This window comes from Ruegeria sp. THAF33, assembly GCF_009363615.1.
Taxonomy (GTDB): domain Bacteria; phylum Pseudomonadota; class Alphaproteobacteria; order Rhodobacterales; family Rhodobacteraceae; genus Ruegeria.
Window position 1 is genome coordinate 3,164,716 of record NZ_CP045384.1, and the last position, 24,852, is coordinate 3,189,567.

Sequence of the window (24,852 nt, forward strand, 5' to 3'; positions counted from 1 at the left end):
CCCACCAAATCGGCACCTTCCGGTCCATCACCCGCATCCATCATGGCTGCGCTATGTACCTCGGTTAGGGTACAGTCTTGCGCGCGGTGAAAATCGCCAACCTGTTGACAAAACCAGAGCCGCTTGCCACCTAAAACTGAACCTTGTTCGTGGCGGATGCCGGAAGTCCGAATAATAGTGTCTCGTGCAGGGAAAAAGAGGCAGGGCATGCACATTTCGACCAGACGCAGGATTGCCAGAACCCTGACCATCGGATGCACATGCATTCTGATGATACTGGTCGTCATTGGCTTTACGGGGCAGGTTTTTGCCGTAGGAGATTCAATCGCTCTGCTCCGGCCTCAGGCTGGTGTTTTGCTTCTCCCCTGCGCGGTAATTCTGCTTTTTATGCGCGCCAGATATCTTGCATTGGCCACCTTGCTCTTTTCCGGGGTGGCCATCGGGTCCATCGCGGCCAGCGTTGCCGCGCCCTCGGACGATTGCGACGACTCCTGCCTGACGCTATACCAGAAGAACCTCATGAGCAAAGCCTGGCCCCGGTATTCGCTGGCCGATGATATCCTTGAATCAGACGCTCAGATCGTGACATTGCAGGAAGTCTCCAGCCACAATCGCAAGTACATGAGCAATCTGTTCGAACATTACCCCGAACAGGCGATCTGTGAATTCCGTCCTGAACAAAACGTCGCCATCCTGACGACCTTGCCGATTGTCGAGAGCTCGGAATTCTGTCTGCAAGGTTTTGGGCTTGTGGGGTTACAGGTCAAAGCGCCCGGCGGTGACTTGGTCTGGGTTGTTTCAGTTCATCTGAACTGGCCATTTCCTTACGACCAGTCCAGGCAAAGCCAGGTGATTGCCGACCGCATCAGCCAGCTTGAAGGACCGGTTCTGATTGCCGGGGATTTCAATATGGTGCCCTGGGGCGAAAGCGTCAGACGGATCGGAGCGGCCGCAAATAACCAGAGCTTTGGAACCGTCCTGAACACCCACAACCTCGGCAGTTGGAAAATCCCATTGCCGATAGACAACCTTTTGTTCCCCAAAGGCACAACCGGAACGGTTGAGCTGCGCCCCTTCATGGGATCCGATCACCTGGGAAAGCTTGCCCGGTTTCGACTGGGCTAGGACTTCGGTCAAGCACGCCGACGCATGCTTCCCCACGAACAAGCGGCCTAGCTTTGGTTTTCAACCAGTGCTTTCAGATTGGTCAGACCACGGTCATAATCCTCGCCCACCCACGTATCCATCATCAACCCCATCCAGCGGGACATGGGGTTCAGGCCCAGATCCGAGTCAAACCCCCAGGTCACTCTGGTTCCCGCCCCGTCCGGCTCAAGGATGAAGGACGCTGTGGCAGTACCCATCGGGCCGAAATCCAGCGCCGTTTTGACCTGTTGGTTTTCCACGCTTTCGACGATTTCCTGTGATCCCGTACCGACCTGCGGGTGATCCGACGCCCAGTTCAGAGTGTTTCCGACCCCGGCGGCAGGGCCGGAATAAGTCAATTTGGTTTCGGGGTCCCGGTGCAGCCACGGAGACCACTTTTCGGTTTCCTGCATCGAATTCACGTAAGGAAAGATGGCGCTTGGCGGCGCGTCGATCGCGATGCTACGCGAAACTTCCGCCTTTCCCGGCAACAGATAGGAAACTGCGACCAGAACCAGAATACAAACGACCAATCCTGCGCAGATGCGCTTGATGACTTTCATGGCAGGCTCCGATCTTCAGGTGTAATGGGTGGAGTATACCAAAAACAGCCCTGAATCAGAGCCGCCATTGTTGTTTCGGATTTCCAGCTCTGTCGCCGTCAGACCGGGACGAACTTTTTTTGGTAAGGATCATAGCTTTCAAGCCCGCCTGCGCCGATATCCGTCCACAAGCCGTGCAAGCTCAGCGCGCCTTGATCAACGGCGGACGAGACGAAGGGGAAGGTCATCAGGTTTTCCAGCGAAGCGACAACCGATTGACGTTCGAACTGCCGGGCCTGTTCGACACCGTCCTCGATATCCGCGACCAGTTCGAATTTCGGCTTCAGAATATCCATCCAGCGGCCAACAAAGCTGTCCTTGGCATCCAGCTGCGGCGCCTGCCCCTTGCACATGTCGATGCAGCCCTGCACGCCGCCGCATTGCGAATGCCCCAGCACGATCAAATGAGCGACCTTGAGCGCCGTTACGGCATATTCGATGGCGGCGCTGGTGCCGTGGTGGTCCCCGTCCGGAGCATAGGGCGGCACCAGATTGGCGATATTGCGGTGAATAAAGAAATCGCCCTGGTCAGCGCCAAACATGGACGTGACGTGAACCCGGCTGTCGCAGCAGGATATGACCATGGCGCGGGGGCGTTGCCCTTCATCGGCAAGACGGCGATACCAAACCTGGTTTTCCGAATATGTTGTGGCCTTCCATCCGTGATACCGTTTTACAAGGTAGCTCGGCAGAGGTTTGGCAAATTCCATTTCAATGTCCCCGTTCTTGTCGCTGACGGATGATCTAAACCGAATTCAAAGAAAATTCGAGCCATTATCCAGTTTCCCTGCAAGGTTTTGCAAAGGAATTTTCTGCCAGGATCAACACCGCGCCGTGGGGGCGTTTGAACTAGGGTGAATGTGGTGGAAAAGATTATCACGCTTGAACACAAGGAATCCGTCCGTCTGGACTCGGATCAATTAAGCGGGCTATACCGGCAACTTGGCGACAAGGATGCGCTGGATGTTCTGTGTCGCACGGTCGAAGAGCTTGCCGTGCGCCTGTCAAACTGCGAACGCTACTGGCGTCGGCGCGAATGGGCGGACCTGCGCAAATGCGCCAGGTCACTGGTCGCTATATCCGAACAGATCGGGATGACGGCCCTGGCCCAGGTGGCGGGTGACGTGGCCCACACCGTCGATGCCGGTGACGCCGTTGCGGCGGGCGCGACGCTTGGGCGTTTGATCCGCGTGGGCGAACGATCGCTGACCGCCGTCTGGGACCAGCAGGACCTTTCCGTCTGACAGGGGTTGCGGGCAGATCATGCGCGGCTAGTCTGTGCGCAGAAACCATCAGCCGAGACGCCCATGACCCTGTCCTTCGCCCCATCCTCTGACCCGTCCATACCGCTTCATGTGATTGCGCAGCCGGATTTGGACAGTTGGTTGCAGGACCAGCCGGATACCGTCCGGGCCTGGGTTGCCGCAAACGGGTTTACAGGTGCGATGGGGCAGACCCTGCTGGTGCCAGGCGCGCTTGGCGCGGTTGATTTTGTGCTGGCCGGGTATGGAACAGAAGACAAGCGCGCGCGAAAAAGGTTCCCATTGGCCGCCGCAGCCATGGCATTGACCGAAGGAACCTATCATATCGCGTCCGGCATTCCCGCTGATCGTCTGGAGATGGAGTGTTTAGGCTGGTTGATGACAGGCTACGCCTTCGACCGCTACGCGTCTCAATCCGCTGGAACTGCGGCGCTGGTTGCGCCCGAAGGTGTCGACGCCAACCGTATCGAAACGATGGCCAATGCCGAAGTTCTGACCCGCGATCTGGTGAATACGCCAGCCTCGGATATGGGTCCTGAGCAGTTGCAGCAGGCGGCCGAGGCTCTAGCCAGCGAATTCGGTGCCGCGTGCAGCGTGATCAGCGGCGCGGCCTTGCTGGAACAGAATTTTCCTATGATCCACACCGTAGGGCGCGCCGCCGAACAGGCCCCCCGGCTGATCGAGCTGAATTGGGGCAGCAGCGGCCCCAAGCTGACTCTGGTCGGCAAGGGGGTGTGTTTCGATACGGGTGGATTGAACCTGAAACCAGGCGCATCCATGGGTCTGATGAAGAAGGACATGGGTGGCGCGGCCAATGTATTGGGGTTGGCGCGGATGATCATGCAGTTGGGTTTTCCTCTGCAATTGAGGGTCTTGATACCGGCGGTCGAAAACGCGCTTGCCGGAAATGCCTTCCGCCCTGGTGACATCCTGACCTCTCGCAAGGGACTGACGGTCGAGATCAACAATACGGATGCCGAAGGGCGTCTGGTGCTTGCTGATGCGTTGGCGCTTGCTGAAGAAGGTGAGCCCGATCTGGTGATCTCGATGGCGACGCTGACCGGGGCCGCCCGTGTGGCTGTGGGCCCCGATCTGGCACCGTTCTATACCGATGATCAGCGCTGCGCGTCTGCCCTGTCGCATGCCGCTGAGGCTTCGGCTGATCCGGTCTGGCGCATGCCGTTCCACACGCCCTATGAAGCGATGATTGAACCCGGCATCGCCGATCTGGACAACGCGCCGTCGGGCGGGTTTGCAGGGTCGATCACAGCCGCCCTGTTTCTGCGCAGGTTCGTGGGCGCATGCCGCTACATCCATTTCGACATCTATTCCTGGCAGCCCAGCAAAGAACCGGGGCGCACCAAGGGCGGTCTGGGTCAGGGGCCTCGTGCCGTGCTGACGGCATTGCCGGAGATATTGGGACTGTGACACGCCATCGAGTTTCCGCACCCTTTGTCGATTTGCTGCGCAGCCCAGACGGACCGCGCGACCGGCAATTGTTGTTCGGTGATACGGTTCGGATCGAGGAAACAAAGAGCGGCTGGAACAGGGTCATCGCAGACAAAGACGGGTATACCGGCTGGTTGCGATCAGATCAGCTGACGGCGGATGCGCCTGCGACGCATTGGATCACGGCGCCTGCAACGCATGCCTACCAGGAAGCGGATTTCAAAAGCCGCGATCTGGTGTCGCTGAGTTTCGGAAGCAAAATCCAAGCCAGGACCGAGACGGACCGGTTTGTTGAAACCGAACTGGGATATATCCCAATGGTACACACGGCGCCGATGACCGAAAAGCCTGACGACCCGGTCGAAGTGGCCCAGCTGTTTCTGGGCACACCCTATTTGTGGGGCGGCAACAGCCGGTTCGGCATCGATTGTTCCGGGTTGGTGCAGGCGGCGCTTTTGGCTTGTGGCCTGCCGTGCCCCGGCGACAGCGGCGATCAGGAACGCGCTTTGGGCAAAACCGTGATCGAAGGGACCCCTGCGCAACGGGGTGATCTGTTGTTCTGGAAAGGGCACGTGGCCTGGGTTTCGGGCCAAAACATGCTTTTGCATGCGAACGCCAGCCATATGGCCGTGGTTTTCGAACCAATGGATCAGGCGATCCACCGCATATTGGATCAGGGTGACGGGCCCGTCACGGCCCACAAAAGGCTCTAATCCGGGTTTACGGCCCGGATCAGCTTGCGTTCCAGCACCCACAGGACTGCCCGCAGATCGTGGCCGCGTTTCAGGATGCGGCCATCCATACCTATGACGGAATACATTCCCTGCCGGGACCTCAGGCGCGGGTGTTTTTCGACGCGGTAGATCGGATGTTCTGCGGTGCGCCGAAAAATTGAGAACACCGCCATGTCGCGCAGGTTGGAAATACCGTAGTCGCGCCATTCTCCGGCGGCGACCATCCGACCATAAACGGATAGGATTTGAGACATCTCATGCCGGTCGAAAGCCACGGGCATCTGCGCTGCGCTTGCCGAGAACCGGCTGGGAGGCTGCATATTCATACCTCCAGCCTTGCCGGAAATCGTGTTTGAATCAAGCCTGATGCGCAGTTGTCCTACAATTGCGACACAAGTGTTACCGTCGGCCGACCTGACGGCAGATCAGGATTACAGGCAACAGACCTACCGCCAGAATGACCAGCGAAGGCACGGCGGCGCCCTCCAGCCTCTCGTCCGAGGCCAGCCGATACGCCTGCACCGCCAATGTGTCGAAATTGAACGGGCGCATGATCAGCGTGGCGGGAAGCTCTTTCATCACGTCCACGAACACGATCAGCAGGGCCGTCAGCAGAGAGGGGGTCAGAATCGGCAGGTGAACCCGTCGCAATGTTCCCAACGGCGTCTGACCCAGCGAACGGGCTGCGGCATCCATATTCGCATGTACAGTGCTTTGACCCCCTTCATAGGCGCTGAGCGCGGCAGCCAGGAAACGCACCATGTAAGCAGCGACCAGCAGCCAGATCGAACCTGTCACCAACAGCCCCGTGGACACGTCGAAGGTCTGTCGCATCCAGACGTCCAGCGCGTTGTCAAAACTCGCAAAGGGGACGATCAAACCAACTGCAATGACGCCACCGGGAACGGCATATCCCAGACGCGCCATATATGCGGTCGCAGACGAAGCGCGCCCGGGCCTCAGGCGTTGAAAGAACCCGACACTGATCGCTGCAAAGACGGTGATGACCGCCGCCGTACCAGCAAGAATCAACGAGTTCTGGATGAAGCCGATATAACGCTGCGACAGCAGGTTCTGTTCGGAGTCCAGGCCCATCTCAACCAGAATGACGACGGGCAGCAAAAAACCGAAAAGAACGGGTATTGCACACAGCAGAAATGCCCCGCAGGCGCGCAGACCCGTCAGATTTGCCGCCGGTTGCGCCACATGCTGTTTCCCCGCCTGATAGTATTTTGCCTTGCCACGCTGGGTGCGCTCGGCCACGGCCATGATCAGGGCAAAGACCAGCAGGCACAGGGCCAGTTGCGCCGCTGCCGCACGATCGGCCATGGAAAACCAGCTTGTGTAGATCCCGGTGGCAAAGGTCTGCACACCGAAATACGACACGGTTCCGAAATCTGCGATGGTCTCCATGACGGCCAGCAGAACGCCGCCTGCAATGGCGGGTCGCGCCATCGGCAGTGACACGCGCCGAAAAGCCAGCCATGGATTGTTGCCCAGAGCCCGCGCCGCCAGAAACGCGGTTGCGCTTTGTTGCAGGAACGCAGCCCGTGCAAGCAGATAGACATAAGGGTAAAGCACCAGGATCAACATGACCGCCGCACCCTCGGTCGAGCGGATTTCCGGGAACCAATAGTCGCGCGGGCCCCAGCCCGTTACATCACGCAGCGTGCTTTGAACGATGCCCGGGTGATCCAGAATGAAAGTGTAGGCATAGGCCAGAACATACGCCGGAAAGGCCAGCGGAAGGACCAGTGCGATCTCTAGAAACCGCACGCCGGGAAAACGGGTCATCGTTACCAGCCAGGCCGCCCCGGTGCCGATGCTGAACGTGCCGGCCGCGACCAGGACCACAAGAATCAGGGTCGTCGCGATATAGCCTGGCAGCACCGTCTCCATCAGGTGCGAGATCGTGTCCGTTCCCCCGGTTACAGCCGCCAGGACCACGGCGATCATCGGCAAAAGGCATGCGGCAGCCACGACATAGGCGATGCCCGCCAGCAGTCGGGTACCGCGTACACCGCGATTGCGCGATCCATTCTGTGAAAACTCGATTTCGGCCATCATCCCGGCTTGTGATTGGCAAAGGCGAAGGGTTCGCCTTTAATCGACCAAAAAGCTCGGAAACACCAGTGCATCGGTCAACAAATCTGCGGCACAAACTGCCGCAGATCTGAAAAACACCGCTATTCGTAGACGCGCTGATCCTCGATCACCACCCCGTCCTTGGGAAGGGATCCGGGTGCCACGACCTCGATCGCACCTTTCAGTTTCAACACTTCGGCCACTGACTTGGCGTATGCCGGGTCGTCACCGCGTGGGCTTTCGATCCGGACAGTCATCGTGTCCATCTCACCCTGGCGGGCTGCGATGACGCGGGCTTTGACAATTTCCTCATGCTTGTCGACCAGGGCCGCAACCTGTTCCGGGCGTACGAACATTCCCTTGATCTTGGTGGTCTGATCGGCGCGACCCATCCAGCCTTTGATCCGGGTGTTGGTCCGGCCACAGGGCGAGACACCCGGCATGACGGCAGAAAGATCCCCGGTCGCAAAGCGGATCAGCGGGTAATCCGGGTTGAGAGAGGTCACGACAACTTCGCCCACCTCGCCCGGCTCTACCGGGGTTCCGGTTCCGGGCGTCACGATTTCGACGATCACGTGCTCGTCGATGATCATCCCTTCCACCGCGGCGCTTTCATAGGCGATGTTACCCAGATCCGCCGTCGCATAGCATTGCAGGCACGAAATACCGCGATCCGCATATTCCTGACGCAGGGACGGGAACAGCGCGCCACCACCAACAGCGGCCTTGGAGAAATTCAGCGAAACGCCCATCTCGTCGGCCTTGTCCAGGATGACCTTTAGATAATCAGGAGTGCCCGCATAGGCGGTGCAGCCAACGTCACGCGCGGCTGTCACCTGCAGTTCGGTCTGCCCGGTTCCCGCCGGCAAAACGGCAGCACCAACTGCGCGGGCACCGTTTTCAAAGATCATGCCAGCCGGCGTCAGGTGATAGCCAAAGCAGTTCTGAACAATATCGCCAGCTGCAACACCAGCGGCATGCAGGAACCGGCCCATACGCCACCAGTCGTGATCGGTGCTGCCCGGTTCATAGATCGGCCCGGGGGACTGGAACACGTGATGAAAGTGGCGCGCAGGCTTCACGGTGAAACCACCAAAAGGGGGGCGCTCCGCCTGCGCGCGGATCAGGTCCGACTTGCGCAGCACCGGCAGCATCGGCAGATCATCTGCCGAAATCACTTTGTTAGTGTCTGAATCAGAAAAATGTGCAGCAAACCCGGGTGCCGATGCAGCACGCTTGATCTGCTCTACCAGGGCTGCGGCCTGATCCGAAGCGCGTTCGTCCGCCGAGCGTGTTTCGAGTGCGTCGAAATAGGTCATCGCGATATCCTCCATCCGCTCACAGCCACCTCTTGCGGCGACGATAGGACCGCACATCGCGAAAACTCTTGCGGCCTTCGTCAGACATGCCGAGGTAGAATTCTTTGACATCCGGATTCTCGCGCAGTTCTGCGGCCGGGCCATCCATCACAACGCGCCCGGATTCCAGAATGTATCCGTAATGCGCGAACCGAAGGGCGACATTTGTGTTCTGCTCGGCCAACAGGAACGATACGCCCTCTTTCTCGTTGAGATCTTTCACGATACCGAAAATTTCTTCGACCAACTGCGGCGCCAGTCCCATCGAAGGTTCGTCCAGCAGGATTGTCTCGGGGCGCGACATCAGTGCCCGGCCCATGGCGACCATCTGCTGTTCACCACCCGACGTATAACCTGCCTGCGAGCGGCGGCGCTCTTTCAGGCGGGGAAAGTAATTGTAGACCAGTTCCAGATCCTGCTGGATCGCTGCGCTGCCGTCCTTGCGAGTATACGCGCCCGTCAGCAGGTTTTCTTCAACCGTCAGGTGTTCGAAACAGTGACGGCCTTCCATCACCTGAATCACGCCTTTTTCAACCAAAACGGCGGGGTCGCTTTCGTGTACGTTTTGGCCACGATACTTGATCGTGCCTTTCGTGACCTCGCCGCGTTCTGAATGCAGCAGGTTAGAGACTGCTTTGAGCGTGGTCGTCTTGCCCGCGCCATTGCCCCCCAGCAAGGCCGTAATACCGCCCTTGGGCACAGTCAGGCTTACGCCCTTCAGCACGAGGATCACGTGGTTGTAGATCACCTCGATATTGTTGACCTCAAGCAGGGTTTCCGCCTGCACGTCAGTGGTTTGTGCCGCATCAAGCATCAGCGCGTGTCCTCATGCCTGTCCCCTTCGGGACTGTTCGTGAGGAGCGGCGGCAAACCGCCGCTCCGGTTGTCTGCACCGCCCCGGAATGTCCGGGGCGATCAGTTTATCATTCACAACGCGGAGAGATGTTGTTTTCAGCCGCATATGCGCCCGAGTCTTCTTCGATCAGCGCGCTGATCACCTCGACATCGGTCGGTTTGAAATCCTGAACCGGGTTCCAGGTTCCTGCTGCCGCATCCCACTGAACGACGCCCACAAGACCGGGTCCGCCATGGTTTTCACAGCTTACCGCGAATTCGGGTCCAAAACCTGCCATGCCCAGACCTTCCATCTTGGCATTGGTGATCTCCAGCGCTTCCATTCCGTCACGCATCATCGATGCGTCGATATCGGCGGTTCCGTGCATCTCCTGTGCGGTCTTCACGGCTTCGGCTGCCAACATCGCGGCATAGAGACCACGGTTGTACTGAACCGTTCCCAGCTGATCACCTGCGCCGGCGGCTTTACCGGCATCCACAACGTATTTCTTCAGATCGTCGTAGACCGGATAGTCCATACCCAGGCCGGTGAAGGTCAACGCTTTATAGCCATTGGCTTTTTCACCTGCCGGCTCAACGTCGAATTCCGCGCCCGACCACCAGACGCCGATGAAATTTTCCATCGGGAAGCGGATGTTGGCGGCTTCCTGAACCGCAACCTGGTTCATGACGCCCCAGCCCCACATGATGACATAGTCAGGCTTTTCACGGCGGATCTGCAACCACTGCGACTTTTGCTCCTGACCGGGATGGTCAACGGGCAGCAGGGTCAGTTCATAGCCATGCTTTTCGGCCAGGGTTTCAAGTGTGCGGATCGGTTCTTTGCCGTAGGCAGAGTTGTGATAGACCAGCGCAATCTTCTTGCCGCTCAGATCTCCGCCATTTTCATCCAGCAGATAGTTGATCGCGCCGGATGCACCGTTCCAATAGTTGGCCGGATAGTTGAACACATGGCTGAACACCTTGCCGTTGGCAGCCGAGGTCCGGCCATAGCCCATCGTGTGCAGCGGGATGCCGTCTGCCGTTACTTTCGGGATCAGCTGATAGGTGATGCCGGTCGACAGTGGCTGATAGACCAGGGCGCCTTCACCCTTGGTCGATTCATAGCATTCCACACCTTTTTCGGTGTTATAGCCGGTTTCGCACTCGATAACCTTGGCCGGAACGCCACCGATACCGCCATCGCGTTCGTTCAGCAGGGTGAAATAGTCCGCATAGCCATCCGCGAACGGAATGCCGCCCGCTGCGTATGGGCCAGTCCGGTAGCTGAGCGATGGGAACACCAGGTCGGCCATGACCGGACCTGCGGCCATCACGGCGCCCAGCGCCAGGGTTGCCAGTTTCTTGTTCATCGGGTGTGTCCTCCCTTGATTGATCCGATGTTGAGTTTCGGGCTTCGCACCCGTCTTTTCCTTGGGCCTGCCCCTTAGTGCGGGAACGGCCAGAGTCTGAGTTTCTCTTTCGCCACGCGCCACAGCTGTGCCAGCCCGTGTGGTTCTAGGATCAGGAACATGATGATCAGCGCACCCACGATCACCAGGTTAAGATGCGCGACGATGTCAGTGGGCCAGCCCAGCAAATCGACGCCGACAAGTTTCAGAACCACCGGCAGCAAAACCAGGAATGCGGCCCCGGCAAAGGATCCGAAAATAGACCCTAATCCGCCGATAATGACCATGAACAGAACCAGGAACGATTTCTGGATCCCGAACACCTCGCCGACCTCGACCGCGCCCAGATAGACCGCGAAAAACAGCGCGCCCGCGATACCCACGAAGAACGAGCTTACGGCAAAGGCGGTCAGTTTCGCCTTGAGAGGGTTCACCCCGATGATCTCGGCGGCGATGTCCATGTCGCGGATCGCCATCCATGTCCGCCCTGTCGTACCACGTGTCAGGTTGCGCGCAACGATCGCGCAGGCGGTCAGGAAAATCAGACAGAACAGATAGGTGGCCCAGGCCGATGCATTCGGACCGGTGATGATGATGCCGAACACATCGCGTTCCGGCGCGTTGATCTGCCCCGAAGCCGAGTAGTTGTAGAACCACGGCACCCGGTTGAACAGCCAGACCAGAAAGAACTGCGCCGCCAGCGTCGCCACCGCAAGATAAAACCCCTTGATCCGCAAGGATGGCAAGCCGAACAGCACGCCCACGATGGCAGTGATGCCACCGGCTAGGATCACGTGGATGAACATCGACACGTCTGGAAAGGCGGTCATCAGCTTGTAGCAGGCATAGGCCCCAACGGCCATGAACCCCCCGGTACCCAGGCTGACCTGCCCGCAATACCCCACAAGAATGTTCAGCCCAATGGCCGCGATCGCATAGATCAGGAAGGGCAGCAGAAGTGCATTGGCCCAATAGTCGTTGATGATGAACGGAATGATCCCGAAGGCCACCGCCAGCACCACATAGTACCGATACCGATCGAACTTGATCGGGAAAGTCTGGCTGTCATCCACGTAGGAGGTTTTGAAATCTCCGGCCTCACGATAGAACATGTCTTACTTTCCCCATTGTTCCTGCGCCCGATTCCGGGCTGCGGCGTCCAATTGATTGGACCCTTTGGCATATCCGCTCGCCTCCGAGGCGCGCACCAGCTTCAAGTAGGCCAGAACCCCCATAATCAGCCCTGCAAAGGCCAGGATCGCTGCAATCGTCAGTTGGCCTTCGGTCAGATCGTTTGATGTGAGAGCGATGTAGCCAAAGGCCCAGAAACCCGCCCATGCGATCACGTTGATGATGGCGATCAGCTTGGTCATGCCCTACACCCTCTCGATGATCTTTTCTCCGAACAGGCCCTGCGGCCTGAACACAAGGAAGATCAGCGCCAGCACATAGGCAAACCAGTTCTCGGTTGCGCCACCGACCATCGGTCCGATTGCGAATTCGAACAGCTTTTCACCCACGCCGATGATCAGCCCGCCGACGATGGCGCCAGGGATCGAGGTGAACCCGCCCAGCATCAGCACCGGCAGCGCCTTGAGTGCGATCAGCGACAGTGAAAACTGGACCCCCGATTTGGTGCCCCACATGATGCCCGCGACCAGAGCAACGAACCCGGCCACCGACCAGACCATGACCCAGATGAAGTTGAGCGATATGCCCACCGACAGCGCCGCCTGATGGTCATCCGCCACCGCGCGCATGGCGCGGCCCTGCTTGGTGTACTGGCTGAACGCCACCAGAGCGGCCACCAACAGCGCCGCAATGATCGTTGCCACGATGTCCAGATTGTCGATGAAGAAGCCGTAGTCGAAGATGTTATAGGTCGTCTCATCAATCCACAGGTTGATCCCTTGTGGCAGGCCCACATCCAGCGTCTTGATTTCAGACCCCCACATCAGGTCGGCCACGCCTTCAAGGAAGTACGCCAGACCAATGGTCGCCATAAACAGAATGATCGGTTCCTGCCCCACCAGATGGCGCATGACGAACCGCTGCACGGCCCAGGCCAGCAACACCATCACACCCATCGTCAGAATGATCGCGAACAGCGCGGGCACATTCCACCCGAAATAATGGATATGGGTGCCGAAAGTCGCGTTGATCAGATGGGCAAACGGCACTTGCCCATTCATGATCCCGACCAGCGTCATTGCCGCAAACAGGGCCATAACCCCTTGCGCATAATTGAAAATACCGGACGCCTTGTAGATCAGCACAAAGCCCAGCGCGACCAGCGCATAGAGCACCCCGGCCATCAGACCATTGAGGATGACCTCCATCGCGAAGATAAGTTGTTCAGGCATGCCAGCCCCTCTCTAATTCTGCCCAGAGCTTAATCATGGCTGACCCCCAGATAGGCGTCGATGACTTCCTGGTTGTTGCGCACCTCATCGGGTGTGCCGTCGCCGATCTTCTTGCCGTAATCCATCACGACCACCCGGTCGCTGAGATCCATCACAACGCCCATATCGTGCTCAATCAGGGCGATGGTGGTGCCGAATTCGTCATTCACGTCCAGGATAAACCGGCTCATGTCCTCTTTTTCTTCGACGTTCATGCCTGCCATAGGCTCATCCAGCAGCAATAGTTTGGGTTCCGCCGCCAGCGCCCGCGCCAGTTCGACCCGCTTTTTCAGGCCATACGGCAAGCGCGACACAGGCGTCTTGCGAATGTGCTGGATTTCAAGAAAGTCGATGATCTTCTCGACCGCCTCGCGGTTTTGCACCTCTTCCGCTTCGGCCTTGCCGCGCCAGATCGCCTGCTGGAGGATGTTGGTCTTCATAAAGTTCAGACGACCTGTCATCACGTTGTCCAGAACGCTCATACCCTCGAACAGGGCGATGTTCTGGAACGTCCGCGCGATTCCCTGCTGCGCCACCTCAAAGGGGCGCATGGGCGGGCGCTTGGACCCATGGAACCAGACCTCGCCTTCCTGCGGAACATAGAAGCCCGAGATCACGTTCAGCATCGAGGATTTCCCGGCGCCGTTCGGCCCGATGATGGCGCGGATCTCGCCCTCGCGGATATCGAACGAGATATCCTTGATCGCCACCACGCCGCCAAAGCGCAGAGTGATGTTCTTCATTTCCATCACCACACCGCCGATCTTGCGACCGTCTTCGGTGACATATCCTTCGGAATTATCCAGCATCGGTCACTCCCTGACTTGCGCGAAAACGGGACGGCGGGCGGGGCGATGACCGCAGGTCGAGCGGCGCGCGTGCGGCCCTCATTCTGCGGCAACCTTGTGTTGGGCGACGGGAACAACCGGCGCATCGACAATTTCCAGCGTCGCCGAAATCGATCCCTTGCGACCATCCTCATAGGTCACCTCGGTCGTGGTCGAAACCGTCTTGGACCCGTCATAAAGCGCGGCAATGATGTCGCTGAACTTGTCCTCGACAAACCCACGCCGCACCTTGCGGGTCCGGGTCATCTCGCCATCATCGGCATCCAGTTCCTTGTGCAGCACCACAAAGCGGTGCACCTGACAGCCCGATAGCATCTCGTCAGCGGCGACCGACTTGTTCACCTCTTCCACATGGGCCTTGATCGTCTCTAGCACGCGCGGATGTCCCGCCAGTTCCTGATACGAGGCATAGGCCACGTTGTTGCGTTCGGCCCAGTTGCCGACCGCGGTCAGATCGATATTGATGAAGGCCACACAGCGATCCTTGCCATTGCCGAACAGCACCGCCTCCAGAATATCGGGATAGAACTTCAGCTTGTTCTCGACATATTTCGGCGCGAACATCGACCCGTCGGCCATCTTGCCCACGTCCTTGGCGCGGTCGATGATCCGCAGATGACCCGAGCTTTCCTCGATGAACCCCGCGTCGCCCGTGGCCACCCAGCCTTCAGGGTCCTTGGTCGATGCGGTCGAGTCCGGGTTCTTGAAATATTCGACGAAAACGCCAGGCGAGCGGTAGTGTATCTCGCCCTTGTCGTCGATCCTGATCTCGACATCGGGGGCCGGGACGCCAACGGTGTCGGCGCGCACCTCGCCGTCGGGCTGGACGGTGATGAACACGGTCGCCTCGGTTTGGCCGTACAACTGTTTCAGGTTGATGCCTAAAGAGCGATAGAAATCAAAGATCTCCGGCCCGATCGCCTCACCCGCCGTATAGCCCACCCGAAAGCGCCCATATCCCAGCGTGTCTTTGAGCGGCCCGTAAACCAACAGATTGCCCAGCGCATATTTCAACCTGTCACCCAAGCTCACCGGCTTGCCATCCAGCAACCGGCCGCCGACCTTCTTGGCATGCGCCATGAAGTAGTGGAACATGCGCTGCTTGAGCTTGCTGGCATCCTCCATTCGGATCATCACGTTGGTCAGCTGGGTCTCGAAGACCCGCGGCGGCGCGAAGAAATAGGTCGGCCCGATCTCGCGCAGGTCAGTCATCATCGTGTCGGCGCTTTCGGGGCAGTTCACGCAGAACCCGCACCAGTAGGCCTGACCGATGGAAAAGATGAAATCCCCCACCCAGGCCATCGGCAGATAGGACAGGATGTCTTCGTTGCGGGTCAGGTGGTCGAATTCGGCCGAGTTCTTTGCACTTTCGATCACGTTGCGGTTTGACAGCACCACGCCCTTGGGCTTGCCTGTGGTGCCCGAGGTATAAAGCATCACGCAGGTGTCGTCATAGGTGATCTCGCCGATGCGCCTGTCCAGTTCGGCGTCGAAACGCGCATGACCGGCGCTGCCCTCGGCCTTGATGTCGTCAAGGGCATTCATCTGGCTGTGGTCGTATTTCCGCATACCGCGCTTGTCGGTATAGAGGATGTGTTTGACCTGATGCAGGTTTTCCTGAATCTCGATGACCTTGTCGACCTGCTCCTGATCGCCGCAGACGACATATTTCGCTCCGCAATGCTCCAGCACATAGGCCATCTCTTCGGCAACCGCGTCTTGATAGAGAGGGACCGGAATGGCACCGACCATCTGCGCCGCAACCATTGACCAGTAATGTGCCGGGCGGTTGCGCCCGATTACGGCGATGTGGTCACCCTTTTCAACGCCAAGTTCAAGAAATCCAAGCGCCAGCGCGCGGATCTCGGCGGCCGTTTCCGCCCAGGTCCAGCATTGCCAGATCCCGAATTCCTTTTCGCGGTAAGCCGGGGCATCCCCGAACTGCGTCGCATTGCGATGTAGCAGCGCCGGAAGGGAGTGCATCCCTTCGGCGCCCGACTGCGTCTGAGCCAATTCTATCTCTCCTCCCCATCCGGCCCCGAGTTGGGCCGGAACGGCGTCGCCGGGTCAGACCGGAACGCTGCTGCCCCGATTAAGGACAAGGAGGACGATCAGCGTCAACTTTTTCGTGATGTTTTCTCAATTCTTACGAATTGTAACAATGGAGGGGTGATCGTCTGATCCTGTTTCAAACCGCATATTCTAGTCGTGTTTTGTACTTTAACTGTCCGCTTTCAAACAGTCTTGGGCCAATGGGCGTGCCAATACAAATTGGCAAATGAACAAGGAGCTTGACATGACAACGCGAGGCAATTGCCTGTGCAAAAATACGAAATGGGAGTTTATCGGGGATGTGACATGGGCTTGCTACTGCCATTGCGATGATTGCCGTCGAAACTGTGCCGCACCCATAGTTGCATGGTTGGGTGTTCCACTTCGGAACTTCAAATGGACTGCCCAAGCACCCAAAACACTGGAAAGCTCAAAAGGTGTATTTCGGCATTTCTGCCGCGATTGTGGTTCTCCAGTTGGTTTTGAAGCAGACCATTACCCTGGTGGGATGCATTTATATGCCGCTTCAATGGAACACCCAGAGGACTTTGTTCCGACCTTCCACGTCAACTACCAAAGCAAGCTGCCATGGCTTCGTATCGAAGACGATCTGAAGAAGTACGAGGGCACACTCCTTCACGCCCCAGAGGATTTGAGTGCTTATGACGATTAGGCCGATTCAGGGTCTAAGTAACGCTCAAAGCCAATCCCGCAAAATCGGAATCAGCGGCACATCGGCAGCCGGCATCGGATAGTTCCGCAGGTCATTCGCGCGCACCCATTTCAGCGCCTGACCCTCTTTCGACTGCGGGATGCCGTCCCATTTGCGGCAGGCAAACAGAGGCATCAGCAGGTGGAAATCATCATAGCTGTGGCTGGCAAAGGTCAGCGGTGCAAGGCACGAGGCCCAGGTGTCGATGCCCAGTTCCTCGTGCAACTCGCGGATCAGGGCGGCCTCGGGGGTTTCGCCCGGCTCGATCTTGCCGCCGGGGAATTCCCACAGTCCGGCCATGGATTTGCCTTCGGGGCGTTGGGCCAGCAGCACGCGGCCCTCGATGTCGATCAGGGCGACAGCAGAGACTAACACGGTTCTCACGAGCGATAATCCGCGTTGATCTCGATATAGCCGTGGGTCAGATCACAGGTCCAGACGGTGGATTTCCCTTCGCCCAGCCCCAGATCGACCGCAATCACGAGGTCCTGCCCTTTCATATAGGCGGCGGCGTCTTCCTCGCGATAATCCGGGCTGACCCAGCCGTTCTCGGCCACAAGAATATCACCGAAGGAAATGCTGAGCTTGTCGCGATCCGCCGCCGCGCCCGACTTGCCGATGGCCATGACGATACGGCCCCAGTTCGGATCCTCACCGGCAATGGCGGTTTTTACCAGAGGGGAGTTGGCGATGGCCAGACCGTGGATCTTGGCGTCAGCGTCCGAGGCGGCTCCGGTCACGCGGATTTCCACGAATTTGGTGGCGCCTTCCCCGTCACGCACCACTTGTTGCGCCAGATCCAGCATCACGCCTTCCAGCGCCTCGGCAAATGCAGCGTTGGTGGTGGCATCGACGCCCGAGGCCCCGGTGGCGCACAAAAGCAGCGTATCCGAGGTCGAGGTGTCGCTGTCCACAGTGATGCAGTTGAAGGTGCGATCTGTGTGGGCGCTCAGCATTTCCTGCAACGCCGATTGCTCAACCTGTGCGTCGGTGAAGATATAGACCAGCATCGTCGCCATGTCTGGCGCGATCATTCCGGAACCCTTCGCAATCCCTGCAATAGAGACTGTTTTGCCACCGATTTCGACCTGTGCGCTCGCCCCTTTCGGGAACGTGTCCGTCGTCATGATCGCCCGCGCGGCGTTTTCGATGGCATGGCGGCTGAGGCCGGATTTCAACGCCTCAAGCTGCGATATGATGCGATCATGCGGCAGCGGTTCACCGATGACACCGGTGGACGAGGTAAAGACCCGTTCGACCGGGACACCGGTCGATTTGGAAACGGCCTGCGTCACCTCGGCAACCGATGTCTGGCCATAATGCCCGGTAAAGGCGTTGGCGTTGCCCGAGTTCACAAGGATCGCCGCAGGTCCATCGCTGGGGCCGCCTATTTTCTTCTGACAATCCAGAACCGGTGCCGCGCGGGTGGCCGAGCGGGTGAAGACACCCGCCACCGACGTGCCCGGATCAAGAACAGCCAGCATGACATCCGTGCGACCCTTATAGCGCACACCCGCTTCGACGGTGGCAAAACGCACACCGTCAATCGCAGGCAGTTCAGGGAAAGACGCCGGCGCCAGCGGCGAAACCTTCGTGATCGTGGCCACTGGTCTTTACTCCTGAATCAGGTCCAGCTGGCGCATGATCTCAGGGCCTGCGCCTTCCAGCGCAGGGCGTTCGATCTGTGCCTGCTGCGTCAACTCGTCGATCCGCGCCTGAATGGCATCTTGCTGGATCGTTTGGGCCAGCTCATCGCGCACCGCGTCCAGTTCGGGGGCTTCGGTTTTGCGCTTGTCGTTCAGCTTGACCAGATGCCAGCCAAACTGAGTTTGCACCGGTTCCGACACCTGACCTTTTTCCAGCGCGATCACTGCTGCCTCGAACTCAGGCACCATCTGGCCTTTTCCGAACCATCCCAGCGCGCCACCATTCGGGCCGGACGGACCGGTCGAGTTCTCTCGGGCAAGTTCCGCAAAGTCGGCGCCATCATCAAGCTGTGCCTTGAGCGCTTTGGCTTCTTCTTCCGATTCCACCAGAATATGGCTGGCGTCGAATTCGTCTTCACCCGCAAAATCATTGAAACGCGCATCGTAAGCGGCCTGAATGGCTTCCTCTGTGACGAGATCGTTGGTCAGAGCCGCGACCGTCTGAACCGCCTGAAGCGACCGCTTTTCATTGTCGAGTGTCAGCGCGTTTTGCTTGTTCAGGCCATCCTGTTGCTGTCCCAGCAATTGCTGCTGGATCAGCTGTTCCAGAACGAAATCGAACAGCACGTCGTCTTCCGCCTGCTGATATTGCGGTGGCAGAGAAGCGACGGTGGCGATCACGTGACCCAATGTGATCTCATCCCCGTTTACCCGAGCGACAACGGTCGACGCATCCGGCTGGGTTTCGGCGGCCAGCGGCAGGGCCATCACGGCGGCCAGGACCAGCGATGGCAGAAAAGTGAGACCTTTGGGCATTGAATCATCCTATTTTCTTGCCGCGACAGGGCGCGGCGTTGACACTCTGGAACCTGCCGCTTACATCGCTTTGAAGCCTTGGACAGGGCCGCCTTTCACCCCCCGTATCTATGGGTTGCGCGCAAGGTGGGCAAGCCTGTCGCAACCACGAAAAGAACAGATCCTCTGGAGTGAACATGCTGGGACTCGGAACGCTCGCCAAAAAGGTGTTCGGAACACCGAACGACCGCAAGATCAAGGCGACCCGCCCTCTGGTCGAAAAGATCAATGCGCTGGAGCCAGAGTTTGAAAAGCTTTCAGATCAAGGTCTGATCGACAAGACCGAAGACCTGCGCAAGCGCGCACTGGATGGCGAAAGCCTGGACGACCTGCTGCCCGAGGCCTTTGCCAACGTACGCGAAGGCGCCAAGCGCGCACTTGGCCTGCGGGCCTTTGACGTGCAGCTGATGGGCGGCATTTTCCTGCATCAGGGCAACATCTCGGAAATGAAGACGGGCGAAGGCAAGACTCTGGTCGCCACCTTCCCGGCCTATTTGAACGCGCTGACCGGCAAGGGCGTGCATGTCGTCACGGTGAACGAATACCTGGCCAAACGTGACGCGGAATGGATGGGCAAGGTGTTTGCGGCCGTAGGCATGACCACTGGTGTGATCTGGTCCGGCCAGCCCGACGCGGAAAAACTGGCAGCGTATTCCTGTGACATCACGTATGCCACCAACAATGAGCTGGGCTTTGACTATCTGCGCGACAACATGAAGGCGGATCTGGAGCAGGTTTACCAGAAGCATCACAACTTTGCGATTGTGGACGAGGTCGACTCGATCCTGATCGATGAAGCGCGGACGCCGCTGATCATCTCGGGTCCTGCGCAGGACCGGTCGGATCTGTACACCGCCATTGATGCCCTGATCCCGACGCTGAGCGATGATCATTACACCCTGGACGAAAAATCGCGCAATGTGACCTTTACCGATGAAGGCAACGAATTTCTTGAGGCACAGCTGCTTCAGGCCGGCCTGATTCCCGAAGGCCATTCCCTGTATGATCCGGAAAGCACCACCGTCGTGCATCACGTCAACCAGGCGCTGCGTGCACACAAGCTGTTCCAGCGCGACAAGGATTACATCGTGCGCGACGGCAACGTCGTTCTGATCGATGAATTCACCGGCCGCATGATGCCGGGGCGTCGCCTGTCCGAAGGTCTGCATCAGGCGATCGAAGCCAAGGAAAAGGTTCAGATCCAGCCGGAAAACGTCACATTGGCAAGCGTGACATTCCAGAACTATTTCCGCCTGTACGACAAACTGAGCGGCATGACCGGCACCGCGTTGACCGAAGCCGAAGAATTTGCCGAGATCTACGGTCTGGGCGTGGTCGAAGTTCCGACCAACCTGCCGATTGCCCGTATCGACGAAGATGATCAGGTCTATCGTACGGCCGCCGAAAAATACAATGCGATGATCGCCGAGACGAAAAAGGCGCAGGAAAAGGGCCAGCCGGTTCTGCTGGGGACCACGTCGATCGAAAAATCCGAACTGCTCAGCCAGATGCTGACCAAGGAAGGTATCAAGCACAACGTTCTGAACGCCCGCCAGCACGAACAAGAGGCTCAGATCGTTGCTGATGCCGGTCGTCTGGGTGCGGTAACCATCGCCACCAACATGGCCGGTCGCGGCACCGACATTCAGCTTGGCGGCAATGTCGAGATGAAGGTGCTGAAAGCGATTGCCGAGAATCCAGACGCGGATCCGTCCGAGCTGCGGGCCGCCGAAGAAGCACGCCACGCCGAAGAAAAAGAAAAGGTTCTGGCTGCTGGCGGTCTTTACGTCATGGCGTCGGAACGCCACGAAAGCCGCCGGATCGACAACCAGCTGCGCGGTCGTTCCGGCCGTCAGGGCGACCCGGGCCGAACGGTGTTTTATCTGAGCCTCGAGGATGACCTGATGCGCATCTTCGGCTCGGAACGGCTGGACAAGGTATTGACCACGCTGGGCATGAAAGAAGGCGAGGCGATCATTCACCCCTGGGTGAACAAGTCGCTGGAACGCGCGCAGTCCAAGGTCGAAGGACGTAACTTTGACATGCGCAAGAACGTTCTGAAGTTCGACGACGTGATGAACGACCAGCGGAAGGTGATCTTCAGCCAGCGCCGCGAAATCATGTCTGCGAACGACCTGTCCGAGATCGTCTCGGATATGCGCGAACAGGTGATTGACGACCTGATTGACGAATACATGCCGCCGAAATCCTATGCTGATCAGTGGGATACTGAGGGTCTGCACGAGGCGATAAAGGACAAGCTGAACATGGACGTCCCGGTTCAGGACTGGGCCGCCGAAGAAGGCGTGGATGACGAGCAGGTGCGCGAACGTCTGATCAAGGCCGCGGATGAGATGATGGCCCAGAAGGCCGTCGCCTTTGGCCCTGAAAACATGCGCAACATCGAAAAACAGGTTCTGCTTCAGACCATCGACAGCAAATGGCGCGAGCATCTGCTGACCCTGGAACATCTGCGCTCGGTCGTTGGGTTCCGCGGTTATGCCCAGCGCGATCCTCTGAACGAATACAAGACCGAAAGCTTTCAGCTGTTCGAAAGCATGCTGGATTCCCTGCGCGAGACCGTGACACAGCAATTGTCGCGCGTACGCCCGCTGACCGAAGAAGAACAGAAAGAAATGCTGGCGCAGATGGCAGGGCAGCAGGCTCAGGCGCAGGAGGCCGTGGACAAGGCCGCGAAACAGGCCGAAGCCAAGGCCGAGGCTGCGGCCTCGGGTGATGCGCTTCCGGGGTTCGACGAAAGCGATCCATCGACCTGGGGCAACCCGTCGCGAAATGATCCGTGCCCGTGTGGCTCGGGCAAGAAGTTCAAACACTGCCATGGCCGACTGACCTAACGTCACCCGCCGAATCCACAATGTGTTCGTCTCGCGGCCACAAATTGGCCGCGATTCGTGGCGAATGTGCGATTTGCTCCTTCAACTGGGGAGGGTGTCTTGTTTGTAGTTCGAAACTACGTGACCATGTGCGGCACGGTCGCTTGTGCTTTGGGCATAGGCTACCTGATGCAGAACGGACCAACCGCGCAGCCGGCGAACGCGGGGGATAGTGTTGATGTTGCCTCGGCATCTCAGCAATCTTCGGTTCTGTCGGGGTTGGATGCTATCGTACTGACTTCAGCTCCGGCGTCTGACGCAGATTCCGGGGCGGCAGCGCCCGAACCTCGCGCAGTTCCGTCAGCCCCGAAAACGACGGATTGCAACATCAGCGCGCGCGCCGTCGCCGTCCCCGGCGCCATGGCACAGCTGTCGCTGCGGGCACCCTGCCACCGAAACGAACGCGTTGAAATTCATCACAGCGGCCTGACGGTCAGCCAGAACACCGACGATTCCGGTGCCTTGAACATGACCATCCCGGCACTGTCGGAATACGCGATTTTCCTGATTTCATTCGAAGATGAAACGGGTACGGTCGCCACCACTCACGTGACCGACATTGCCGAATATGACCGCGTCGTCCTGCAATGGCAGGGTGTTACCGAGTTGCAGATTCACGCGCTGGAATTCGGGGCAAGCTATGGCAGCAGCGGCCACGTGTGGGATGATTCCTCGGCAAATGGCGCAGGAGAGGTTCTGCGCCTGGGCCAGACGGGTCTGGGTCGTGCCAAGAATATCGAAGTATATTCCTTTCCGACGGGCGCGTCGGATCGGTCCGGCAGCATCGACCTGACGGTCGAAGCCGAAGTGACCGAATCCAACTGCGGGCAAACGCTGAATGTGCAGGCGCTGGAACTTCTGTCCGATACCCGTCTGCGGTCGCGCGACATGTCCCTGACCCTGCCGGATTGTTCGCAGGCCGGTGAGTTTCTGGTGTTGAATAATCTGCTCTCAGACCTGACAATTGCGGCAAAGTAATCCGCAGGCAGGCTCGACTCTCTTATGACTTTCTTTCGTGCGGCTGTGACCGCGCTGTTTACCGTTGCAGGTGCGACCTGTGCAATGGCGCAGGACATCACACTGACGTCTCATGACGGCAAGGTCGAAGTAACAGGCAACCTGCTGGGCTATGACGGCGAATTCTACCGCGTGGATACACAGTTCGGTGAGTTGACCGTTGATGGCTCGGGCGTCACATGCGACGGACCTGCATGCCCCAGCCTGACGGATTTCGTAGCCGAGTTGCGGTTTTCCGGATCGTCTGTCATGGCCGAAACGGTCCTGCCCGCCCTGATCATCGGGTTTGCGCGGCAGGAAGGCTTGACCGCAACGCCTGCCCGCGTGGATGCGGACACCTTCGTCTATGAGCTTTTTCAGTCAGGCCGTGACGCCCCGTTGGCGCGGTTCTACTTTGACGTAGGGACCACGGATCGCGGCTTCGCCAAGTTGATCGGGGATCAGACAGATATCGTGATGGCCCTGCGCGAAGTACGCGAGGCAGAGCGGGATGCAGCCGATGCCGCGGGGCTGGGTGATTTGAAACGGGCCCGGCGATCCAGGGTTGTTGCATTGGACGCCATAGTTCCGGTGGTGGCACCCGATAGTGTGATGCGTCAGATTTCGCTGGCCGATTTGGCGCGCATTCTGTCAGGTGAAGTGAAGAACTGGGTGGACCTGGGCGGGCCGGATGCTCCGATCGCGTTGCATGTGCCGGATCCGGGATCGGGGCTGGCGCAGGCTGTCGAGGATCAGGTATTGAAGACCGCTGGCGTGGAACTGACCGATACCGTAATCCGTCATATTCGAACGAGCGATTTGACCAAGGCCGTGGCCAAGGACCCGTTTTCCATCGGAATCGCCAGCAAAGCGACAGCCGGCGATGCCCGAGCCCTGCCGTTGACCGGAGGGTGTGGGCATCCGCTGGCCGCCACCCGTCAATCGATCAAGACCGAAGATTATCCGCTGAACCTGCCGATGTTCCTGTATCTGCCCGAACGCCGCCTGCCGCGGATCGCACGGAAGTTTCTGGCCTTTAGCCTAAGCCCCGGGGCCCAGATGGCCATTCGTGACGCAGGTTACGTGGATCAATCGCCCGAAACCTTGCCGGTTGGCGTACAGGGCGACCGGCTTGCCAACGCCATCGCCACCGGAGGGCCGGAGGTTGGGCTGGACGAGCTTCTGCGCATGATCGACACCCTGCGCCCGCTGTCGCGCCTGTCCCTGTCGGTTCGGTTCGAGCCCGGATCATCCCGCCCGGATGCGCAGTCACGTTCCAATATTCAGCAACTGGCACATATGCTTGACGCCGGCACATTGAAGGCGCGCAAGCTGGTGTTTGCCGGTTTCAGCGACGGGGATGGTGGGGCCGCCGCCAACGCCCGCATTGCCCTGCGACGTGCACAGACGGTACGAAACGCGGTTCTGGCCGCGGCCGAAACATCGATATCAGACAGTATCGAGGTGGTCGCGGAAGGGTTTGGCGAAGCAATGCCGATGGCCTGTGACGACACCGAATGGGGCCGCAAGGTCAACCGCCGGGTTGAAATCTGGGTGCAGTGAAT

General features: G+C 58.8%; 23 protein-coding genes. 8 read left to right on the forward strand and 15 right to left on the reverse strand.

Going from position 1 to position 24,852, the window contains the following annotated elements; genetic code table 11:
* The first annotated feature begins 207 nt into the window (after positions 1-207).
* Positions 208-1,125: an endonuclease/exonuclease/phosphatase family protein gene (locus tag FIU92_RS15885; protein ID WP_152459541.1), complete on the forward strand. Its 918-nt coding sequence runs from the start codon at positions 208-210 to the stop codon at positions 1,123-1,125.
* A 47-nt stretch (positions 1,126-1,172) separates the two neighbouring features.
* On the opposite strand, the gene FIU92_RS15890 is transcribed toward FIU92_RS15885, so the two are convergent.
* Positions 1,173-1,709 carry an SRPBCC family protein gene (locus tag FIU92_RS15890; RefSeq protein WP_152459542.1) on the reverse strand — a complete coding sequence of 179 codons (537 nt, stop codon included), beginning with the start codon at positions 1,707-1,709 and terminating at the stop codon, positions 1,173-1,175.
* 98 nt (positions 1,710-1,807) lie between these two features.
* Entirely contained in the window at positions 1,808-2,458 is a 651-nt protein-coding gene (locus tag FIU92_RS15895; RefSeq protein ID WP_152459543.1) for a carbonic anhydrase, read from the reverse strand.
* 144 nt (positions 2,459-2,602) lie between these two features.
* Here FIU92_RS15895 and FIU92_RS15900 point away from each other — a divergent pair, with 144 nt between their 5' ends.
* From FIU92_RS15900 to FIU92_RS15910, 3 genes are all read left to right on the forward strand, one after another.
* Complete coding sequence (locus FIU92_RS15900; protein ID WP_152459544.1) at positions 2,603-2,992, forward strand: hypothetical protein; 390 nt, start codon at positions 2,603-2,605, stop codon at positions 2,990-2,992.
* Positions 2,993-3,055: 63 nt separating this feature from the next.
* Positions 3,056-4,438, forward strand: a complete 1,383-nt coding sequence (locus tag FIU92_RS15905) for a M17 family metallopeptidase (RefSeq protein WP_152459545.1) — start codon at positions 3,056-3,058, stop codon at positions 4,436-4,438.
* A complete protein-coding gene (locus FIU92_RS15910; protein ID WP_152459546.1) occupies positions 4,435-5,172 on the forward strand; it encodes a C40 family peptidase in 738 nt (245 codons plus the stop codon). The genes FIU92_RS15905 and FIU92_RS15910 overlap by 4 nt, the downstream gene beginning before the upstream one ends.
* On the opposite strand, the gene FIU92_RS15915 is transcribed toward FIU92_RS15910, so the two are convergent.
* The 10 genes from FIU92_RS15915 to FIU92_RS15960 form a co-directional block, all read right to left on the reverse strand.
* Positions 5,169-5,519 (reverse strand): DUF2794 domain-containing protein, encoded by a 351-nt coding sequence (locus tag FIU92_RS15915; protein WP_152459547.1) that lies wholly within the window; start codon positions 5,517-5,519, stop codon positions 5,169-5,171. The genes FIU92_RS15910 and FIU92_RS15915 overlap by 4 nt on opposite strands.
* 73 nt (positions 5,520-5,592) lie before the next feature.
* On the reverse strand, positions 5,593-7,257 hold the full coding sequence (locus FIU92_RS15920) for an iron ABC transporter permease (RefSeq protein WP_152459938.1): 1,665 nt from the start codon (positions 7,255-7,257) through the stop codon (positions 5,593-5,595).
* Positions 7,258-7,379: 122 nt separating this feature from the next.
* Positions 7,380-8,597, reverse strand: a complete 1,218-nt coding sequence (locus FIU92_RS15925) for a phenylacetate--CoA ligase family protein (protein ID WP_152459548.1) — start codon at positions 8,595-8,597, stop codon at positions 7,380-7,382.
* 19 nt (positions 8,598-8,616) lie between these two features.
* A complete protein-coding gene (locus FIU92_RS15930; RefSeq protein WP_152459549.1) occupies positions 8,617-9,450 on the reverse strand; it encodes an ABC transporter ATP-binding protein in 834 nt (277 codons plus the stop codon).
* Positions 9,451-9,559: 109 nt separating this feature from the next.
* Positions 9,560-10,843: an ABC transporter substrate-binding protein gene (locus FIU92_RS15935; protein WP_152459550.1), complete on the reverse strand. Its 1,284-nt coding sequence runs from the start codon at positions 10,841-10,843 to the stop codon at positions 9,560-9,562.
* A gap of 74 nt (positions 10,844-10,917) precedes the next feature.
* The gene (locus FIU92_RS15940) at positions 10,918-11,994 is read right to left on the reverse strand and encodes a branched-chain amino acid ABC transporter permease (protein WP_152459551.1); all 1,077 of its coding nucleotides are present in this window, start codon (positions 11,992-11,994) and stop codon (positions 10,918-10,920) included.
* Positions 11,995-11,997: 3 nt separating this feature from the next.
* The gene (locus FIU92_RS15945; protein WP_152459552.1) at positions 11,998-12,255 is read right to left on the reverse strand and encodes a hypothetical protein; all 258 of its coding nucleotides are present in this window, start codon (positions 12,253-12,255) and stop codon (positions 11,998-12,000) included.
* A gap of 3 nt (positions 12,256-12,258) precedes the next feature.
* Positions 12,259-13,245: a branched-chain amino acid ABC transporter permease gene (locus FIU92_RS15950; protein WP_152459553.1), complete on the reverse strand. Its 987-nt coding sequence runs from the start codon at positions 13,243-13,245 to the stop codon at positions 12,259-12,261.
* A 29-nt stretch (positions 13,246-13,274) separates the two neighbouring features.
* Positions 13,275-14,093 (reverse strand): ABC transporter ATP-binding protein, encoded by an 819-nt coding sequence (locus FIU92_RS15955; RefSeq protein ID WP_152459554.1) that lies wholly within the window; start codon positions 14,091-14,093, stop codon positions 13,275-13,277.
* Positions 14,094-14,171: 78 nt separating this feature from the next.
* Complete coding sequence (locus FIU92_RS15960) at positions 14,172-16,115, reverse strand: AMP-binding protein (RefSeq protein WP_171230227.1); 1,944 nt, start codon at positions 16,113-16,115, stop codon at positions 14,172-14,174.
* A gap of 295 nt (positions 16,116-16,410) precedes the next feature.
* On the opposite strand from FIU92_RS15960, the gene FIU92_RS15965 reads away from it, so the two are divergent.
* Positions 16,411-16,857 carry a GFA family protein gene (locus tag FIU92_RS15965; protein WP_152459556.1) on the forward strand — a complete coding sequence of 149 codons (447 nt, stop codon included), beginning with the start codon at positions 16,411-16,413 and terminating at the stop codon, positions 16,855-16,857.
* A 24-nt stretch (positions 16,858-16,881) separates the two neighbouring features.
* Here the strand turns inward: FIU92_RS15965 and FIU92_RS15970 are convergent, their stop codons facing one another.
* Genes FIU92_RS15970 through FIU92_RS15980 form a run of 3 tightly spaced genes read right to left on the reverse strand, consistent with a single transcriptional unit; the run spans position 16,882 to position 19,358 of the window.
* On the reverse strand, positions 16,882-17,280 hold the full coding sequence (locus FIU92_RS15970; RefSeq protein ID WP_152459557.1) for a (deoxy)nucleoside triphosphate pyrophosphohydrolase: 399 nt from the start codon (positions 17,278-17,280) through the stop codon (positions 16,882-16,884).
* Positions 17,277-18,503 (reverse strand): bifunctional glutamate N-acetyltransferase/amino-acid acetyltransferase ArgJ, encoded by a 1,227-nt coding sequence (gene argJ / locus FIU92_RS15975; protein WP_152459558.1) that lies wholly within the window; start codon positions 18,501-18,503, stop codon positions 17,277-17,279. Before argJ ends, FIU92_RS15970 begins: the two co-directional genes overlap by 4 nt.
* 6 nt (positions 18,504-18,509) lie before the next feature.
* Positions 18,510-19,358: a peptidylprolyl isomerase gene (locus FIU92_RS15980; protein WP_152459559.1), complete on the reverse strand. Its 849-nt coding sequence runs from the start codon at positions 19,356-19,358 to the stop codon at positions 18,510-18,512.
* A 176-nt stretch (positions 19,359-19,534) separates the two neighbouring features.
* On the opposite strand from FIU92_RS15980, the gene secA reads away from it, so the two are divergent.
* The 3 genes from secA to FIU92_RS15995 all read left to right on the forward strand — a co-directional run bounded on the left by secA (position 19,535) and on the right by FIU92_RS15995 (position 24,850).
* Positions 19,535-22,252: a preprotein translocase subunit SecA gene (secA, locus tag FIU92_RS15985; RefSeq protein ID WP_152459560.1), complete on the forward strand. Its 2,718-nt coding sequence runs from the start codon at positions 19,535-19,537 to the stop codon at positions 22,250-22,252.
* Between the two features lie 99 nt (positions 22,253-22,351).
* Complete coding sequence (locus tag FIU92_RS15990) at positions 22,352-23,269, forward strand: hypothetical protein (protein WP_152459561.1); 918 nt, start codon at positions 22,352-22,354, stop codon at positions 23,267-23,269.
* A gap of 24 nt (positions 23,270-23,293) precedes the next feature.
* Positions 23,294-24,850, forward strand: a complete 1,557-nt coding sequence (locus FIU92_RS15995; RefSeq protein WP_152459562.1) for a phosphate ABC transporter substrate-binding/OmpA family protein — start codon at positions 23,294-23,296, stop codon at positions 24,848-24,850.
* Positions 24,851-24,852: the final 2 nt, after the last annotated feature.

What these genes read in the sequence shown, in the direction of transcription:
- FIU92_RS15885 (WP_152459541.1), top strand. Translation starts at nt 208, where the DNA reads ATGCACATTTCGACCAGACGCAGGATTGCCAGAACCCTGACCATCGGA.
- FIU92_RS15890 (WP_152459542.1), bottom strand. Translation starts at nt 1,709, where the DNA reads ATGAAAGTCATCAAGCGCATCTGCGCAGGATTGGTCGTTTGTATTCTG.
- FIU92_RS15895 (WP_152459543.1), bottom strand. Translation starts at nt 2,458, where the DNA reads ATGGAATTTGCCAAACCTCTGCCGAGCTACCTTGTAAAACGGTATCAC.
- FIU92_RS15905 (WP_152459545.1), top strand. Translation starts at nt 3,056, where the DNA reads ATGACCCTGTCCTTCGCCCCATCCTCTGACCCGTCCATACCGCTTCAT.
- FIU92_RS15915 (WP_152459547.1), bottom strand. Translation starts at nt 5,519, where the DNA reads ATGAATATGCAGCCTCCCAGCCGGTTCTCGGCAAGCGCAGCGCAGATG.
- FIU92_RS15920 (WP_152459938.1), bottom strand. Translation starts at nt 7,257, where the DNA reads ATGGCCGAAATCGAGTTTTCACAGAATGGATCGCGCAATCGCGGTGTA.
- FIU92_RS15925 (WP_152459548.1), bottom strand. Translation starts at nt 8,597, where the DNA reads ATGACCTATTTCGACGCACTCGAAACACGCTCGGCGGACGAACGCGCT.
- FIU92_RS15930 (WP_152459549.1), bottom strand. Translation starts at nt 9,450, where the DNA reads ATGCTTGATGCGGCACAAACCACTGACGTGCAGGCGGAAACCCTGCTT.
- FIU92_RS15935 (WP_152459550.1), bottom strand. Translation starts at nt 10,843, where the DNA reads ATGAACAAGAAACTGGCAACCCTGGCGCTGGGCGCCGTGATGGCCGCA.
- FIU92_RS15940 (WP_152459551.1), bottom strand. Translation starts at nt 11,994, where the DNA reads ATGTTCTATCGTGAGGCCGGAGATTTCAAAACCTCCTACGTGGATGAC.
- FIU92_RS15945 (WP_152459552.1), bottom strand. Translation starts at nt 12,255, where the DNA reads ATGACCAAGCTGATCGCCATCATCAACGTGATCGCATGGGCGGGTTTC.
- FIU92_RS15950 (WP_152459553.1), bottom strand. Translation starts at nt 13,245, where the DNA reads ATGCCTGAACAACTTATCTTCGCGATGGAGGTCATCCTCAATGGTCTG.
- FIU92_RS15955 (WP_152459554.1), bottom strand. Translation starts at nt 14,093, where the DNA reads ATGCTGGATAATTCCGAAGGATATGTCACCGAAGACGGTCGCAAGATC.
- FIU92_RS15960 (WP_171230227.1), bottom strand. Translation starts at nt 16,115, where the DNA reads ATGCACTCCCTTCCGGCGCTGCTACATCGCAATGCGACGCAGTTCGGG.
- FIU92_RS15965 (WP_152459556.1), top strand. Translation starts at nt 16,411, where the DNA reads ATGAACAAGGAGCTTGACATGACAACGCGAGGCAATTGCCTGTGCAAA.
- FIU92_RS15980 (WP_152459559.1), bottom strand. Translation starts at nt 19,358, where the DNA reads ATGCCCAAAGGTCTCACTTTTCTGCCATCGCTGGTCCTGGCCGCCGTG.
- secA (WP_152459560.1), top strand. Translation starts at nt 19,535, where the DNA reads ATGCTGGGACTCGGAACGCTCGCCAAAAAGGTGTTCGGAACACCGAAC.
- FIU92_RS15995 (WP_152459562.1), top strand. Translation starts at nt 23,294, where the DNA reads ATGACTTTCTTTCGTGCGGCTGTGACCGCGCTGTTTACCGTTGCAGGT.